General features: G+C 66.5%; 13 protein-coding genes and 1 riboswitch. Of the genes, 7 read left to right on the plus strand and 6 right to left on the minus strand.

Annotation, left to right across the window (positions count from 1 at the left end; translation table 11 throughout):
* The first annotated feature begins 28 nt into the window (after positions 1–28).
* Both AC3A3X_RS07755 and queD read left to right on the plus strand, forming a co-directional pair.
* Positions 29–1,153 (plus strand): serine hydrolase domain-containing protein, encoded by a 1,125-nt coding sequence (locus tag AC3A3X_RS07755; RefSeq protein WP_487582447.1) that lies wholly within the window; start codon positions 29–31, stop codon positions 1,151–1,153.
* 10 nt (positions 1,154–1,163) lie between these two features.
* Complete coding sequence (queD, locus tag AC3A3X_RS07760) at positions 1,164–1,520, plus strand: 6-carboxytetrahydropterin synthase QueD (protein WP_487582448.1); 357 nt, start codon at positions 1,164–1,166, stop codon at positions 1,518–1,520.
* Between the two features lie 59 nt (positions 1,521–1,579).
* On the opposite strand, the gene AC3A3X_RS07765 is transcribed toward queD, so the two are convergent.
* Positions 1,580–3,766 carry a patatin-like phospholipase family protein gene (locus AC3A3X_RS07765; protein ID WP_487582449.1) on the minus strand — a complete coding sequence of 729 codons (2,187 nt, stop codon included), beginning with the start codon at positions 3,764–3,766 and terminating at the stop codon, positions 1,580–1,582.
* A gap of 319 nt (positions 3,767–4,085) precedes the next feature.
* Between AC3A3X_RS07765 and AC3A3X_RS07770 the strand changes: the two genes are divergently transcribed.
* Positions 4,086–4,484, plus strand: coding sequence for a phasin family protein (locus AC3A3X_RS07770; RefSeq protein WP_200608778.1), 399 nt, complete (start codon positions 4,086–4,088; stop codon positions 4,482–4,484).
* 754 nt (positions 4,485–5,238) lie between these two features.
* On the opposite strand, the gene AC3A3X_RS07775 is transcribed toward AC3A3X_RS07770, so the two are convergent.
* From AC3A3X_RS07775 to bioD, 4 genes are all read right to left on the minus strand, one after another.
* A complete protein-coding gene (locus AC3A3X_RS07775; protein WP_487582450.1) occupies positions 5,239–5,871 on the minus strand; it encodes an outer membrane beta-barrel protein in 633 nt (210 codons plus the stop codon).
* A 307-nt stretch (positions 5,872–6,178) separates the two neighbouring features.
* Positions 6,179–9,352, minus strand: coding sequence for a multidrug efflux RND transporter permease subunit (locus AC3A3X_RS07780; protein ID WP_487582451.1), 3,174 nt, complete (start codon positions 9,350–9,352; stop codon positions 6,179–6,181).
* Between the two features lie 9 nt (positions 9,353–9,361).
* A complete protein-coding gene (locus AC3A3X_RS07785) occupies positions 9,362–10,549 on the minus strand; it encodes an efflux RND transporter periplasmic adaptor subunit (RefSeq protein ID WP_487582452.1) in 1,188 nt (395 codons plus the stop codon).
* 163 nt (positions 10,550–10,712) lie between these two features.
* Positions 10,713–11,402 (minus strand): dethiobiotin synthase, encoded by a 690-nt coding sequence (gene bioD, locus AC3A3X_RS07790; protein ID WP_487582453.1) that lies wholly within the window; start codon positions 11,400–11,402, stop codon positions 10,713–10,715.
* A 63-nt stretch (positions 11,403–11,465) separates the two neighbouring features.
* Here bioD and AC3A3X_RS07795 point away from each other — a divergent pair, with 63 nt between their 5' ends.
* The 4 genes from AC3A3X_RS07795 (at position 11,466) to AC3A3X_RS07810 (ending at position 16,179) form a co-directional block, all read left to right on the plus strand.
* The gene (locus AC3A3X_RS07795; RefSeq protein WP_200608788.1) at positions 11,466–11,951 is read left to right on the plus strand and encodes a GAF domain-containing protein; all 486 of its coding nucleotides are present in this window, start codon (positions 11,466–11,468) and stop codon (positions 11,949–11,951) included.
* Positions 11,948–12,337 (plus strand): TfoX/Sxy family protein, encoded by a 390-nt coding sequence (locus tag AC3A3X_RS07800; protein WP_487582454.1) that lies wholly within the window; start codon positions 11,948–11,950, stop codon positions 12,335–12,337. The genes AC3A3X_RS07795 and AC3A3X_RS07800 overlap by 4 nt, the downstream gene beginning before the upstream one ends.
* 258 nt (positions 12,338–12,595) lie before the next feature.
* Positions 12,596–12,815, plus strand: a riboswitch (cobalamin riboswitch).
* A gap of 155 nt (positions 12,816–12,970) precedes the next feature.
* On the plus strand, positions 12,971–14,845 hold the full coding sequence (btuB, locus tag AC3A3X_RS07805; protein WP_487582455.1) for a TonB-dependent vitamin B12 receptor: 1,875 nt from the start codon (positions 12,971–12,973) through the stop codon (positions 14,843–14,845).
* A 224-nt stretch (positions 14,846–15,069) separates the two neighbouring features.
* Positions 15,070–16,179 carry an aromatic ring-hydroxylating oxygenase subunit alpha gene (locus tag AC3A3X_RS07810; protein ID WP_487582456.1) on the plus strand — a complete coding sequence of 370 codons (1,110 nt, stop codon included), beginning with the start codon at positions 15,070–15,072 and terminating at the stop codon, positions 16,177–16,179.
* Positions 16,180–16,579: 400 nt separating this feature from the next.
* Here the strand turns inward: AC3A3X_RS07810 and AC3A3X_RS07815 are convergent, their stop codons facing one another.
* Positions 16,580–17,281, minus strand: a complete 702-nt coding sequence (locus AC3A3X_RS07815) for a DUF998 domain-containing protein (RefSeq protein ID WP_487582457.1) — start codon at positions 17,279–17,281, stop codon at positions 16,580–16,582.
* Positions 17,282–17,286: the final 5 nt, after the last annotated feature.

A 17,286-nucleotide genomic window follows, 5' to 3' on the forward strand; every position in this document is an offset into this window, starting at 1 on the left:
GACTCAGCGAGACCCGACCACGATGACAATGACCCGGATTGGCTTTGCCGCGTTGCTGTACTCCACCGCACTGACCGCAGCCGCGGCCGATGCCTGCCTCGCGCAGGCGCTGCCCCCGCTCGATGCCGGCGCCCTGAAAGGACAGATCGTCGTGTCCACGCTTGCGCCCGACGGCGCCCGCGACACGCGCGTGCTGGCGGCCCCTTCGGCAACGCCATTGAAAGGCGACGAAGGTTTCCGCATCGCCAGCGTGACCAAGACCTATGTCGCCGCTACGGCGCTCCGCCTGCACGAAGCCGGCAAACTCGACCTGCAATCGACGATCGACCGGTACCTGCCGCCGCAATGGATCGACCTGCTCGAACGCGATGGTTACAGCCCCGGCGAGATGACCGTGCGCCAGCTGCTCAGCCATACCTCGGGCCTGGCCGACCACGCGCAGGCGCCGCAGTTCATCGCCGCGGTCAAGGCCAACCCGGCGACGAAGTGGAGCCCGGCGGAGGACGTCGCGCATCTGGTCGAATGGACGCAGCCGGCCGGCAAGCCCGGCGAGAAGTATTCGTACTCCGACACCGGCTACATCCTGCTCGGCGCGATCATCGAACGCGTCAGCAGCCAGCCGCTGCCGAAGGCGGTACGCACGCAGCTTGCACTGAGCGCCCGCGGCCTGCCCGGCACCTACTGGGAGCACGCGGAACCGGCCCGTGGCCGCACGCGCGCGCACCAGTTCTTCGAGGGCGACGACACCTACGACTGGGATCCGTCGATGGATCTGTTCGGCGGCGGCGGCATCGTCGCCACGCCTGCCGACATGGCGACCTTCTTCGACGCCCTGCTGGCCGGTCGGATCTTCAGGAACGGCGCCACGCTGGCACTGATGCAGTCTCCGGTCGGCCTGCCCGCCGACAGCCCCTACCGCCTGGGTTTGCTCACCTACTCGTTCGACGGTGTCGCTGCGACCGGCCATTCCGGCTTCTGGGGGACGCTGGTGGTGCGCGAGCCGGCCTCGGGCAGGACCATTGCCGGCGCGGTCACCCGCCGCGAGGAGTTCGACCAGCTCAAGGCGCTGGTCGGCCGTTACGTCGGCGCCGCCAATGCCGCCGCCCGTGCCGGCGGCAAGGGCGGATGCGGGCCGCAGCTACGCCCGGAGTAAACTGGGCGGCATGAAGATCTTCAAGGCATTCACTCTGGAGGCAGCGCACCGCCTGCCGAACGTCCCCCCGGGGCACAAGTGCGCGCGTCTGCACGGGCACAGTTTCCGCATCGAGATCCATGTCGAAGGCGAGATCGACCCGCATGCAGGCTGGGTCATGGACTTCGGCGACCTCAAGGCCGCCTTCCAGCCGCTGTACGACCGCCTCGACCACCACTACCTCAACGACATCGACGGCCTCGACAACCCGACCAGCGAACGCCTGGCGGTGTGGATCTGGGACAACCTCAAGCCGGCACTGCCGCTGCTGTCGAAAGTGGTGGTGCACGAGACGTGCACTTCCGGTTGCCATTACCGCGGCAGCTGAAGAAGCTGAGGTGTGGGAGCGGCCTCCCACCGGATCGCGAGCAAGCTCGCTCCTACGGCCTATTTGACCGAGGGCCGCAGCAGCGAGCCGAACGTCAGGTACCAGGAACTCTCGCCATCGTCGTTGCCGCCGTAGGCCAGGAACATCGGCCCCAGCGGCGTGCTGAAACCGATGAAGAGGCTGCCGGCGAGGATCAGGTCGTCGGCATCCACCAGGTCCTTACTGAACCAGGCGCCGCCTGTTTCCAGGCTGGCGCCGACGTACATCGGCAACGAGAACAACCGGCTGGTGTTGCCGGTGCGCCGGTACAGCACCGCGCGCGCCAGCGCGGTCTGGTTGCCGAACAGCGCGCGCTCGTCGAAGCCGGACAGGTTGAGGAATCCGCCGAGGAAGCCTTGGGTCTGGAAGAAGTTGTCGTCTTCCAGCGCGCTGCTCATGCGCGCGCCCAGCAGCAGGTGGTAGCGACCCCAGGCGCGGGCCCAGTCGGCGGTGAGGCGGGCGACATTGCCTTCGACGTCCGCGCCCATCACGTCGTAGTAGGTTTCCAGGTCGACGCTGACGCGCGTGCCCTTGGTCGGGAAGTTGATGTTGTCCAGCGTGTCCCAGGTGGCGTTGTAGTCGATGCCGGCGTAGCCCTCCTTGCCGCCGCTGAAATCGTTGGGATTGCCGATCAGCAGGTCGGCGCGGTCGCGGCCGCGCAGCAACTGGGCGGAGACGCGCCACTCCGGCTCCGGCGTATACCCGGCTTCCAGTGCGATCTCGCGGCGGTTGATGCGGAACTCCGCCAGCTGGTTGCCGTTTGCCCACAGCGGCAGCGATTCGTTGCGCAGTTCCAGCGAGGGCTTCAGGTAGAACTCGCCGGTCTCGCCGAAGGGCTGGTAGAACTCCGACAGCAGGCCGGTGATGCGCCCCAGCCGCGCCACGTTGCGCCACTCGGCGCCGAGGCTGTTGATGTTGTTGAACGTCAGCTCCGACGAGACCATGTAGCTGTTGCGGCCGTTGAAGTTGTCGTCGAGCTGGAAGCCGAGCTTGCCGAACGCGCGCCACGGCTTGTCGACCGGGATGATCTCCAGTCCCATCTCGCCATTGCGTTCGGCCAGGCGGTAGTCGATCTGCTGGAAGCGGCCATCACCGTAGGCGGTGCCCAGGTCCTTCTCGATCTCGTCGACGTCGAAGGGCTTGTCGAGATTCTCGGCGACTGCGCGTTCGACCTGGCGGTTGGCCGAGGGCGACTTGACCTTGATGACGTCGAGGAACTGCACCAGCCCCGGGTCGAAGCTGCGTTGCCGTTGGCCCTCGCGGTACGCGGCGTAGGTGGCTTCGTCGACCGCCATCGAGCGCAGCTGCGGCAACACGGTCTCGGCGGCGCGTTCACCTATGGCGATCGCTTCGGCGCCGCGATTGAATTCCGAGGCGGTGATGTCGCCCAGCTCGGGTCGGATCAGCACGTCCTGGTCGCTCAGCGTGGCCAGCTGCGCGCGCACTTTCTCTGCCATCAGCGCGCTGATCATCTGGTCCATGATCGCCAGCGGGTTGGTCAGCGTCGCCTCGGTGTGCAATGGCGAGCCGACGTCGACCACGATCAGCCGCTGCGCGCCCATCTGGCGGACGACGTCGACAGGCACGTTGTCGGCCATGCCACCGTCGACCAGCAGGCGGTTGTCGATGCGCACCGGCGCGAATGCGCCAGGCACCGACATGCTCGAGCGGATCGCCAGGGCGAGGTCGCCATTGTCGAAGACGACCTTGTCGCCGGTGATGATGTCGGCGGCGACGGCGCGGAACGGGATCGGCAACTGGTCGAAATCCTTCACGTTCCACGTCGACAAGGTCAGCCGGCGCAGCAGCAGCAACAGTTTCTGTCCCTGCACGATGCCGACCGGCAACACCACGCGGCCGTCGGCGTAACCGATCTCCAGGTCGAGCAGGTAGCGGAAGTCGGCGTCCTTGCGCCGCATCGGCTGGCCCGGGCGCGGCGGGTCGTCGATGAACATGTCGGCCCAGTCGATGGTCTCGATCAGCGTTTCCATTTCGGCCGGGGTGTAGCCGGTGGCGTACAGGCCGCCGACGATCGAGCCCATGCTGGTGCCGGCGACGCGGCACACCGGGATGCGTTCGCGCTCGAGCACTTTCAGGACGCCGACATGGGCCGAGCCGCGGGCGCCGCCGCCGCCCAGGACCAGGCCGACGCAAGGGGGCTGCGCGGCCTGCTGGGCCAGGGCCGAGACGACTGGAAGCAGGGTCAACAGGGCCAGGGCGGCAAGCCGGCCGAGACCGTGCCGGGAGACGGCACTCAGGAGGCGGGAGCAGGCGGGCACGAGGTCTCGCATCATCTTCTGGTCATCCTGGAAGGCCATCATCCCTGCTGCGACGCATTCAGACCGTGACACGGGGCCCCGGGCGATCGCGTGACGCCAATTGTGCCAGCCGGTTCTGTCAGCCAGACATCCCGACCACTGGCTGAACCTGCCCTCCGGGCATGTTGCACTGCAACACAAACCCGGTTATGCTGCATCGCACAATCCGAACTCCCTCCCCGGATTGATCCACCCAACGGAGTCCACCATGTACCAGCCGTTCAACGAGCAATTTGCCGCCGCGACGCGCCAGTTCGCGGAGACCGCCGCGCAGGTGAACCGCCTCGCGCTCGCCAATGCCGAGGCCGTCATCGGCCTGCAGTTGGCCGCGATCGAAGACCGCGTCAACGCGACGTTCGCTTTCCTCGGCGAAGCCGCCGAAGTGCGTGACTTCGAAGCCGCCAAGTCGCTGCTGCCCAAGGGCGTGCAGGTGGCTCGCGAGAACCTCGAGCGCAGCGTGAGCACCGGTCAGGAAGTTTTCGGCCGCACGCTCAAGACCCACGGTGCGATCACCGAGCTGGCCAAGGCGCAGTTCGAGACCTCGGCCAAGGAAGTGCAGACGAGCGTCGACAACACCATCAAGGCCGCCAACAAGGCTGCCAAGTAAGAATCAGCTCCACGAAACAGCCGCCTCTCTCTCCAGGTTACTGATTTCATTTATCTCCCCCCGCCAACCCCTCCCGGCGGTGGTTTGGAAACCCGGCAGCGAAAGCTGTCGGGTTTTTTCTTTTGTGCTCTTGAACTCCTCTCCCGCTTGCGGGAGAGGGGTTGGGGTAAGGGCAAACAGGCTTTCTGCGTGCGTGGTCAGTGGGGGAGGAGGTGGGGTGTATTCCGCGAACCTCCGCTTCGCTCCGTTAACTGTTCGCGAAATACACCCCACCCCCTCCTTCCGGAAGCTGCAGTTGTTTTATCGACTTCGCGTGTTGGCTCCATGCGCTGTCCGCGTGACATGGCGGCAATGGCGGGACTCGGGCTGCCCCGATACGGGGCGGTGTCCGTGCCCTTGCTCATTCGCACGGCTGCTCGGTGAGCTCGGGGCCGGACGCCCGCGAAAGGATCAGGTGGTTTCAAACCCGCCATGGAGCAGAGTCACTGGGTTCCCGCTTTCGCGGGAATGACGGGCATCAGAGCAACGACGCTGGGTCCCCGCCTTCGCGGGGATGACGGGCTTCCAATCGTTGGGAGCCCCTCTCCCGTTTACGGGAGAGGGGTTGGGGTGAGGGCCGCCGAAGACCATGCAACGAAACACCGAAGCGTCGTCCGCAGACGACAGCCCCATCCGCAACAGCAACCGCACCAGCAGATCCTTCACTGCAGTGCCGCGCGATCGGGGCGCCGGGACGCCACTCTCGAGAGCAGAATCAGAAGCTGGCGCGCACGCCCAGCGAGTAGGTTTCGGTGGCGTCGCTCAGCACCGCGCCAGCGTGCAGGCCCCAGGTCTTGTTGAATGCGTACACAGCGCCGAAATCGGCGAAAACATTGCCGTCGTAACCCCGGTTGTAATCCGTGTAGCCAAGATAGGCATTTGCGGTCAGCTTGTCGGTGACGCGACCCATCACGCCGGTGGTGACGTAGCCACCATCGATGTGTTCGCGGCTGCTGAAACCGTGGGTGGAAGCCTTCAGGGTGTGGCGATCGTATGCCACCTTCGTCACCCAGTCGGCGCGGTCGCCGATCGGGGCGTTGAAGCCAGCGCCCAGCGACCAGTGACTGTCCTTGGCATCGAAGTTGACGTTATTGGCGGGGCCTTCGTAGTCGAAATCGTTGAGATCGTAGTCGCCCTTCACTTCGCCGTACTCGCCGAACATGAAGAAGTTGTCGGTGAAGGCATACGACCCGCTGAGGGTGCCGCCGTCCATGTCGAAGGCGTCGCTGTCGGTATAGACGTAGTCCAACTGCGCGTAGTTGTAACCGATGCCGTTGGATTCGCTGGCCTGCGCTGCGATCGGAGCGGCAATGGCGACCAGCGCCAGGGCGATCAGGGTCTTCTTCATCTGTTGTGTTCCTTGCGTGGGGGATATGCAGCGCGCAACTGCGCGCAGCCGCATAGCGTCCTCGATCGTCCCTTGCGCACGCCATGGGAGAATCTCGCGGGAACGCTCAGCTTCGATTCGCTATGCGTGAGTGCATGAGACGGATCTCATCGGAAGGCAAAGTCAAAATGGATCCCGGCGTTCGCCGGGATGACGGTGAGGGGGCCGATGACGGTGAGGGGCGTTTGACGCGGCGGGGATGACGGGCCCCTCAAGCAAACAGCCCGCCGATTGGCGGGCTGTTTGCATTTGCGGAGGCGTGCGGCGGTCAGGTCGCCGGGCGCGTCAGCGGTTCCTCGTCCTCGTCATGGACCAGTACCGGCTTCTCGTCGAGCTTGTCGCCGAGCACACGACGCACCGCCACGTAGAACACCGGGATCAGCAGCAGGCCCAGGAACGTCGCAAACAGCATGCCGCCGATCACGCCGGTGCCGATCGCATGGCGCGAGTTGGCGCCGGCGCCGGTGGAGATGGCCAGCGGGAACACGCCCATGATGAACGCGAACGAGGTCATCAGGATCGGACGGAAGCGCAGGTGCGCCGCTTCGATCGTCGCTTCGCGCAGCGTCTTGCCGTGCTGGCGCTGCTCAATGGCGAACTCGACGATCAGGATCGCGTTCTTCGCCGCCAGGCCAATCACCGTGATCAGGCCGATCTTGAAGTAGATGTCGTTGGGCAGGCCGCGCATCAGCGAGAACAACACCGCGCCCAGCGCACCCAGCGGCACCACCAGCAGCACCGCCACCGGCACCGACCAGCTCTCGTACAACGCCGCCAGGCACAGGAACACCACCAGGATCGACAGCGCCAACAGCGCCGGTGCCTGGTTGCCCGAGAGGATTTCCTGGTACGACTGGCCGGTCCAGTCATAGCCGAAGCCTTCCGGCAGGTCCTCCTCGACGATCTTCTGCATCTCGTTCATCGCCTCGCCCGAGCTGTGGCCCGGTGCCTGCGAACCGACGATCTCCACCGCCGAGTAACCGTTGTAACGGGTCAGCGACGGCGATGCGGTGATCCAGTGGCTCTTGACCACGTTCGACAGCGGGATCATCGCGCCGTTGGGATCGGTGTCGTCGGCATCGCCATCGGGGCTGGGCGTGTAGAAATTGGCCAGCGAACCCGGACCGGTGCGGTACGGCGCGTCGGCCTGCATGGTCACGCGCTTGACGCGGCCGGAGTCGACGAAGTCGTTGACGTACACCGGCGCCAGCATCAGCTGGATCGAGTTGTAGATGTCCGACACCGACAGGCCCATCGACTGCGCCTGCACGCGATCGACGTCAAGCTTGAGCTGCGGTGACTCCTCGAGCTGGTTCGGACGCACGGCGGTGAGCGCGGGGTTCTGGTTGGCCTTGCCCAGCAGCGTGTTGCGCGCCTCTGCGAGCGCGTCACGACCCTTGCCGCCGCGATCCTGCAGGTACATGTCGAAACCGCCGAACTGGCCCAGGCCGCTGACCGTAGGCAGGTTGATCACGAAGATCTGCGCGTCGCGGATGCCATACAGCGCCATGTTGGCGTTCTGGATGAACTCGCTGGCGGTGACCTTGCGGTCTTCCCACGGCTTGAGGCGGATGAAGGCGATGCCGACGTTCTCGCCCTGGCCAACGAAGCTGAAGCCGGAGACCTGGAAGATGCCGTCGAAGCCTTCCTGCTTCTGCATGGTCTCGCGGACCTGGTCGAGCACGACGTTGGTGCGGGTGATCGAGGCGCCCGGCGGCAGGCCGATCAGGGCGATCGCATAGCCCTGGTCTTCCTCGGGCAGGAAGCTGCCGGGCATGCGCGTGAACAGGAAGCCGCACAGCACCACCAGCAGGCCGAACACCATCATCCAGCGCGGCGTGTGCTTGATCGCACCGCCGATATGGCCGATGTAGGTGCTGCTGACCTTGTCGTACAACTTGTTGAAGTTGCGGAAGACGAAGTTGTCGCGGTGGTGGTCGGCCGTCGGCTTGAGCAGCGTGGCGCACAGCGCCGGGGTGAAGCCCAGGGCCAGGAACGCCGAGAAGAACATCGCCATGGCGATGGTGATGGCGAACTGCTTGTAGATCTCACCGGCCGAACCGCCCTGGAATGCCGACGGGATGAACACCGCCGCCAACACCACGGTGATCGCCACGACCGCACCGCTGATCTGGCTCATCGACTTGCGCGTGGCCGCCTTCGGCGACAGGCCTTCCTCGGTCATGATGCGTTCGACATTCTCGATCACCACGATCGCGTCGTCGACCACGATGCCGATCGCCAGCACCATGCCGAACAAGCTGAGCTGGTTGATCGTGAAGCCGATGAAGTACATGCCCAGGAACGTGCCAAGCAGCGCGATCGGGATCACCAGGGTCGGGATCAGCGTCGCGCGCAGGTTCTGCAGGAAGATCAGCATCACCAGGAAGACGAGCACGATCGCCTCGAACAGGGTCTTGATCACTTCCTTGATCGAGACCGAGACGAAGGTCGAGCTGTCGTACGGCGCGAACCAGCTCACGCCCGGCGGGAAGGTGCTCTGCAGCTCCTCCATGCGCGCATAGATGGCTTCGGCCACGCCCAGTGCGTTGGCGCCCGGTGCCAGCTGGACGGCGAAGCCGGCGGCCGGCTGGCCGTCCCAGCGGCTGTCGAAGCCGTACGCGGTCGCGCCAAGGCCGATGCGGGCGACGTCGCGCAGGCGCACGCTGGTGCCGTCGGTGTTGGTGCGCAGGATGATGTTGCCGAACTGTTCGGGCGTGCTGAAGCGGCCCTCGGCCGACACCGTCGCGGTGAACGCCTGCCCGGCCGGTGCCGGATCGGCGCCGATCTTGCCGGCGGCGAACTGCACGTTCTGGCCGCGCACGGCGGTCAGCACCTGCGTCGCCGACAGGCCGTAGCCGCGCAGCTTGTCCGGGTTCAGCCAGATGTTCATGGCGTATTCGCTGCCGAACTGCTGGGTGCTGCCCACGCCCGGCACGCGCGCGATCTGGTCGAGCACGCGCGACCCGATGATGTCGCTGAGGCTGTCGCGGTCGAAGCGCTCGCTGTCGGCGCGCAGTGCCACCACCATCAGGAAGCCGGCGTTGGCCTTGGCCACCACCACGCCCTGCTGGGTCACTTCGGTCGGCAGTCGCGGCGTTGCCAGCGCGACCTTGTTCTGCACCTGCACCTGGGCGATGTCCGGGTCGGTGCCCGGTGCGAACGTCAGGGTGATGTTGGAGCCGCCGCTCGAACTGGACGAGGAGTTGAAGTAGACGAGGTTGTCGATGCCGGTGAGCTGCTGCTCGATCACCTGCGTGACCGCGCCTTCGGCCGTCTCGGCGCTCGCGCCCGGGTACGACGCCGATACGGTGACCTGCGGTGGCGCGATGCTCGGGTACGACTCGACACCGAGGTTGAAGATCGCCAGCACGCCGCACAGCGATATCAGGATCGCGATGACCCAGGCGAAGACCGGGTGGTTGATGAAGAATCTGGACATGGCGGGGGGTCAGTCCTTGTTTGCCTGCGCCTCGGCGGCAGGCTTGGCGACAGGCTTTGCGTCCTGGGCAGGCGTGCCGGCAGCGGCCACCGGCGCGGCCTTCGCCGGCTGGCCCGGCGTTGCGCGCTGGATGCCCGAGACGACGATCTGGTCGCCGGCGGCCAGGCCGCTGCTGACGACCCAGTTGTCGCCCTGCAGGCGATCGGTGACGACATCCTTGCGCGCGACCTTGCCGTCGGCTCCGACCACCAGCACGTACGGACTCTTGGCATCGCGCAGCAGGCCGACCTGCGGCACGAGGTAGGCGTTGGCCTGCTCGCCGAGCGTCGCCTTCAGCGTCACGTAGGTACCGGGCAGCAGGTGCTTGTCCGGATTGGGGATGCGTGCGCGCATCGCGATCGCACCGGTGGCCGGATCGACCACGTCGCCGGAGAAGTCCATGGTGCCGGTGCGCTGGTAGGTGCTGCCGTCGGGCAGGATCACTTCGACCTGGCCCTCGCCGGTGCCGGCGCCGGTGCGGGCGCGACGGATCTGCTCGAGCTCGGTGACGCTGACCGAGAAGTTCACGTACAGCGGATCGATCTGGTCGACGGTGGTCAGCAGCGTCGCATCGTCCTGACCGACCAGTGCGCCCTCGGTGACCTGCTGCTTGCCGGCACGGCCGCTGATCGGCGCACGCACGGTGGCGTAACCCAGGTTGATGCGAGCATCGGCCAGCGCGGCCTGCGCCTGCTTCACCGCGGCGGCGGAGCTGCGTTCGGCGGCCAGGGCGTTGTCGAGATCGGACTGCGAGACGAACTTCGCCGGCGCCAGGCGGCGGGCGCGATCGGCCGCGGCCTTGGCATTGGCATACGTCGCTTCCGCTGCCGCGAGCGCGGCCTGCGACTGGCCGGTCGACGCCTTCAGCTGGTCCGGATCGATCTGGAACAGCACCTGCCCCGCCTTCACGTCGGTGCCTTCGTCATACAGGCGCTGCTTGAGCACGCCCGGCACGCGGGCACGCACGTCGGCGCTGCGGAACGCGGCCAGACGACCGACGAGTTCCTTCTGCAGCGGCACGTTGCCGGGCTGCAACTTGACGACGCCAACTTCCGGAGGAGGCATGCCGCCCCCCTGTGCCTGATCCTTGCCGCCACAGGCGGTGAGTGCGAGGGCCAACGCGGCGGCCATTGCCACCGAGCGCGGGTTCTTGACCATGGGGGAGGACTCCGATTCCGTCATGTACGAGCGATGATGCTCAGATTGGTTTAATTCCTATACCGTCCAGTCTAGCATTCTGAGTCTTCCGCCCACCCCCCAGAAGTCACACGGAGGGGCATCAGGCCGGATCAAGCACAGGAAGGCCCGGATGCGGACCGTTTCAAGCGCTGATCGGTGCCAGCAGATGGGCCAGTGCGGCTGGGTCGGGCCGATCGCGGAAAGGCAGCCGTCCCCAGCAAGGTATCGGCAGGCGCTGCCGCAGCAACGTGAAGTTGTCGTCGGCGCGCGCCATCTGCGGATCGATGTCGTTGGCGATCCAGCCGGCCAGGCGCAAACCATCGGCGCTGATCGCGCGCGCGGTCAGTCGCGCGTGATTGATGCAGCCCAGGCGCAGGCCGACCACCATCACCACCGGCAGGTCCAGCGCGCGCACCAGGTCGGCCTGGTCGAGGTCGGCCGACAGCGGTGCAGCCCAGCCACCCACGCCTTCCACCACTACCGCATCGGTCATCGCCGACAGGCGTGCATACGCCTCCAGGATCGGCTGCAGCTGCACCGTCACGCCGGCATCGGCTGCGGCCAGTTCCGGTGCCAGCGGCTGCAGCAGTGCATAGGGATTGACGTCGTCATAGGCCGGGCGCGGCTCGCTGGCCGCCTGCAGCAGCAGCGCATCTTCATTGCGCAGACCGTCGGCGGTGACCTCGCAGCCGCTGGCGAGCGGCTTCATGCCGACCGCACGCAGGCCGCGTGCGCGCAGCGCGTGCAGCAAGGTCGCAGTGGCCAGTGATTTGCCGATGCCGGTGTCGGTGCCGGTGACGAACCAGCCGGCACCGCCATCACGCCTGTTCATCGCCGGACCGCCCATCCCAAGCTCGAGGGCCACACGCTGGTAGACTGCGGGAAAGAGGCATTTATGTTCACCAGCGAAAGTCTAAGCGGGCCCAAGCCCGAACAGTACGCACAGTTGCTCGAGCAGGCGCGGGCGCTGGTGCACGGCGAACGCGACCGCGTAGCCAATGCCGCCAACCTGTCGGCCCTGGTCTACCACTCCCTGCCGGGCCTGAACTGGGTCGGTTTCTATCTGTTCGATGGCACCGAACTGGTGGTCGGCCCGTTCCAGGGGCTGCCGGCCTGCATCCGGATTCCGCTCGACAAGGGCGTCTGCGGGGCCGCCGCGACCACCCGCCAGACCCAGCGGATCGCCGACGTCCACGCCTTCCCTGGCCACATTGCCTGCGATTCTGCGTCTAACTCTGAACTGGTCGTGCCACTTGTGGGGGGGGATGGCCAGCTGATCGGCGTGTTCGATCTGGACAGCCCGCACTTCGACCGCTTCGACGCCGACGACCAGCGCGGCCTGGAAGCGATTGCCCAGGCTTTCGTGGAGTCGCTGGCATGACTATCGGTAAGGGCGGGGAAAAAGGCGCAGACAAGCTGCGCAACATCGGCCCCAAGTCGGCGGCCTGGTTGCGCCAGGTAGGACTGCGCTCGCGCGAGGACCTGACCGCGATCGGCACGGTCGAGGCGTTCATGCGGGTCAAGCGCGCCGGCTTCAAGCCGACGCTGAACCTGCTGTACGCCATCGAAGGCGCGCTGCAGGACTGCCATTGGCAGGAGATCTCCGACGAACGCCGCAGCGAACTGATCGCCGCCACCGAAGCGGCCATCGCCCTGCTGCCGCCGCCGCGCTACCGCCCGCCGGCAGGCCCGGTGACGACGACCCAGGTCGCCGAGGAAACGATGGCGATGCCGTCGCTGCTGGACGAGCCGGCAGACCGGGACTGAGGGTTTTGCCGTCGGTTACCGTCATCCCGGCGAACGCCGGGACCCAGGCCATCACGCCTTCCGCCACCTCACGTCGTCCCGGCGAAAGCCGGGACCCATTTGCTCTGCCTGCCGCGACAACGTCAAAGACAACGTCACTAGGTCCCCGCCTTCGCGGGGATGACGGTGAGGTGCTCATGACGGTGAGGGTGGTGATGACGGTGAGGGCCCCGGATGGCGGCGCCGGGCTCATTTGGGCAGCGACCTGCTAATCGCGTAGACTGCGCCCCGCTTCGAGGTGACCCGGCGGCGTCCTGCCGACGGGTTGAAACGGGAAGCCGGTGACGTCCCCGCAGGGACCATTCCGGCACTGCCCCCGCAACGGTAAGCGAGTACAAGCGCTGCATCCGCCACTGTGCATGTCACGGGAAGGCGCGGCGCCGGAGAGCACAAGCCTCCACTCGCGAGTCCGGAGACCGGCCTGGAAGCAGGGTCACGCGCCTTCACCGGCGCTGCCCACCCCTGGTTGCGATGCGGAGGGCATCGCGGCGGCGACGTTGGCGCCGTGCGCCCACACCGCAGCCTCGTGCACTCTCCTTTCGCGACTTCCCCAGTTGCCCGTCACGGCCCGAGCCGTGCGTTGGAGAATCATCGATGCAATTGCGTACTCTGTCCCTCGCCGTCGCGTGCCTGCTCGCCGCACCCGCGGTCGCCCACGCGCAGGACACCGCTGGCGCCACCGACCCGACCGACCTCGACCAGGTCATTGTCACCGCCAACCGCACCGCGATCAGCGTCAACGATGCGCTGGCACCGGTGGAAGTCATCGACGCCGAACAGATCCGCCACAGCCAGGCACGCTCGCTGCCCGACCTGCTGCGCGGCCGCGCCGGCATCTCGATGTCCAACCAGGGCGGCAACGGCAAGCTCACCACGCTGTTCCTGCGCGGCGCCGAATCCGACCACGTGCTGGTGCTGGTCGACGGCATCCGCGTCGGCTCGGCGACCTCGGGCCTGACCGCATTCCAGGACCTGCCGATCGAAATGATCGACCGCGTCGAGATCGTCCGCGGCCCGCGTTCGAGCCTGTACGGCGCCGACGCCATCGGCGGCGTGATCCAGGTGTTCACGCGTCGCGACAAGCACGCCTTCGCCCCGCGCGTGCGCTTCGACGGCGGCAGCAACGACACCCTCGGTTACGGCGTCGGTTTCGGCGGCGGCAATGACCGCGGCTGGTTCGGTGCCGACTACCAGCACACCCGCACCAGCGGCATCAACGCCTGCAACGGCTTCTTCGACCCGACCACGTTCGACGGTGCCGGCTGCTTCATCGCCATGGACTCGCAGCCCGACCGCGATGGTTACGAAAAGGACGCACTGTCGCTGCGCGGTGGCATCAACCTGACCGAGCAGTGGAGCCTGGAAGGCCACGCCCTGCGCAACGAAGGCGACAACGAGTTCGACGGCGACTTCACCGACCGCGCCGAAACCGTCCAGCAGGTCATCGGCGGCAAGCTGCGCTGGCACCCGTCCGACCGCGTCGACGTCCACCTGACCGCGGGCCGCAACGTCGACTCGTCCGACAACTTCCTCGGCGACACCTACCTCGACTTCTTCAGCACCGACCGCGACAGCGCCACGCTGCAAGGCGACTTCGGCGTTGCCACCAACCAGTTGCTCAGCGTCGGCCTGGACTGGCTCAACGACAGCGTCGAGAGCACCACGCAGTACGACGAGGACGAGCGCGACAACAAGGCCGCGTTCGTGCAGTACCAGGGCAAGTTCGGCGCGCAGTCGCTCGAGGCCAGCGTGCGCCGTGACGACAACGAGCAGTTCGGCGGCCACACCACCGGCGGCGCGGCCTGGGGCCTGGTGTTCGCCGACAACTGGCGCGTCACCGCCGGCTACGGCAGCGCGTTCAAGGCACCGACCTTCAACGAGCTGTACTACCCGTTCTTCGGCAACCCCAACCTGCGTCCCGAGGACTCCGAGACCTGGGAACTCGGCCTGGCCTACCTGGGTGACGGCTTCAACGTCCACCTCGACACCTTCAGCACCGACGTCGACGACCTGATCGCCTTCGATGCCGCGATCAACCTGCCCAACAACGTCGAGAGCGCGCGCATGCAGGGTGCCGAGCTGTCGGCGGATGCCACCATCGCCGACTGGACCATCAACGGCGCGATCAGCTACCTCGACAGCGAGAACCGCCGCGGCTTCTACGAGGGCAACGACCTGGCCCGTCGTGCCAGGAACAGCGCCCGCCTCGACGTCGACCGCGCCTTCGGTGCGTTCCGCATCGGCCTGACCGCCGTCGGCGAAGGTTCGCGTTTTGATGACGTCGCCAACACCCGCCGCCTCGGCGGCTACGGCACCCTCGACCTGCGCGCCGAGTACGCCCTCACCCGCGACCTGACCCTGCAGGCGCGCGTGGCGAACGTGTTCGACCGCGATTACGAGACTGTGGCGTTCTACAACCAGCCAGGCCGCGAGTGGTTCCTGACGCTGCGCTATGCGCCGGTGAACTGAGGCGTCGCTTCGATCCACAGAAAGGCCCGGCAATGCCGGGCCTTTTTTGTTTCCTGTAGGAGCGAGCTTGCTCGCGATCAGCCGTCACCGGCGCCGGTAACGGTGGGTCGCGAGCAAGCTCGCTCCTACGGGGCGGCCCGGGCACCTCCGGGCTGCGGCAGACGCATTGACACCATCGTCGTCGCGGGCAAATCTTGCCGTGGGGAAGCATCAGGGCGAGGCGAATGAATTCATCCGTAGCAGATCTGCTGGGCCAGTACGACCCGACCTTGCCGCTGGCGGAGGCCTCGACCATTCCTGCCTCCTGGTACGTCGACGAGCGCATCGGCGAGCGCGAGAAGCGCACGACGTTCTCGCGTTCGTGGCAGATGGCCGGGCGCCTGGACCAGTTGCGCGAGCCCGGGCAGTACGTCACCTGCGAGATCGCCGGGGAGCCCATCCTGGTCGTGCGCGGCAGCGACGGCGAGCTGCGCGGCTTCTTCAACGTCTGCCGCCACCATGCCGCGGCGGTGATGACCGAGCCGTCGGGCTGTGCGCAGAACCTGCGCTGCCCTTACCACGGCTGGACCTACACGCTGGAGGGTGCGCTCAAGGGCACGCCGAGCTTCAACAGCGAATGCCATTTCGACCGGTCGCAGCACGGGCTGGCACCGGTGGCCACGGCTGTCTGGGAGAACTGGGTGTTCGTGCGCCTGGATGCACAGGGGCCGAGCCTGGAGGAATTCCTCGGCGCCGACCTGATCGGGCAGATCCGCCCGCTGCAGCTGTCGAAGCTGCACTTCTTCGAACGCCGCCATTACCTGTTCGACTGCAACTGGAAGGTGTTCGTCGACAACTACCTCGACGGTGGCTACCACGTGCCGCACCTGCACAAGGGTCTGGACAGCGTCCTGGACTACAAGAACTACGCCATCGAGAACGGCGGCCGCTTCTGCCTGCAGTCGAGTCCGCTGACCACGGCCAAGGCGCAGGAGGACTACGCCGCGGTGCGCAAGGGGGATCGTGCGCTGTACTACTGGATGCACCCGAACCTGATGATCAACTGGTACGAGGGCATGATGGACACCAACCTCGTGCTGCCGCTGGGCGTCAACCAGACCGAGGTGATCTTCGATTTCTGGTTCGACGATGTGTCGGAGGCGGCGTATGCGCGCAACCGCGCCAGCGTCGATGTCGGGCAGCAGATCCAGGACGAGGACATGGCGATCTGCAAGTCGGTGCAGCGCGGGTTGCATTCGCGTGCTTATTCGACCGGGCGGCTGTCGGTGCGGCGCGAGGCGGGGGAGCATTTGTTTCATCGGTTGTTGCATGAGGATCTGAGCGCGGGCGGGTGAGGGCCCCGACCCGTCATCACTACCTCACCGTCTCACCGTCCCACCGACCTCACCGTCTTCACCGTCCTCACCGTCATCCCGGCGTACGCCGGGATCCAGGCCCGTAGCGCATCAGTTTCCCCACATCATCTCGCCCCTTAACCGTCATCTCGTCCCTTAACCGTCATCCCGGCGAAAGCCGGGATCCATTTGCCGTTGATGTTGCACGAAAGTCGCTGGGTCCCCGCCTTCGCGGGGATGACGGGCTTTTGGTCGCGGCGGGGGAGAGCAACGTCCATGGATTCCCGCCTGCGCGGGAATGACGAGGTGGAGGTTCCCGCCTTCGCGGAAATGACGGGGTGGTGGTTCCCGCCTTCGCGGGAATGACGGGGTGGACTTCGCGGGATGACGTGCAGCCGCCCTACTCCGGCGTTGGCGGCGTATCCCCAACCGGCTGCAGCCTCACGAGCTGCTCATGTCGCAACCACCACGCGGCAGTTCCCAGCCACAGCAGGATCATCGAGATCAACGTCTTCTGCCGCAGGCCTTCCGGCATGCCGTGCCAGTAGGCGTAGATCCACAGTGCGATGAAGCTGGCCACCGCCAGGGGCAACGCCAGTGCCACGTGCACGCGCCAGATCGCGTCGTAGTGGAAGCGCCAGGACTGCAGCACCATCGCCGATGTCACGCTCAGGAAGGTGGTCATCGCGGCGAGCCGGTGCAGCTGGTTTTCCTGGTCATGGTCCAGCAGCGGCAGATCGGTCTCGGAGATCGCGGTCACCGCCAGCGCGATCCCGGCCAGGGCCAGCAACATCGCCGGTATGGCGCTGCGCGCCTGTGGCTGCAACACGCGGTACAGGCCCGCACCCAGCAGGATCAGCGCCATGCTCAGCGAGTAATAGGCCAATCGCAGCCAGCCGCCGTAGGGCCCCTTGAGGTAGGCACTGAGCGGATCCTGGCGCCAGTCCAGGTCGGTGCGCAGCCACTGCAGCACGATGCAGGTCGACAGGAAGACGATCACCGCCACCAGGCAGATCAGCCCTGACCGGTGCCGCACGATGCCGTCGAGGAAGCTGCGTGACTTCCCTTGCACTGCCGCATCGACGGATACCGTCGCCTTCATGATGG

Source organism: Lysobacter sp. Soil_N_23, from assembly GCF_057656135.1.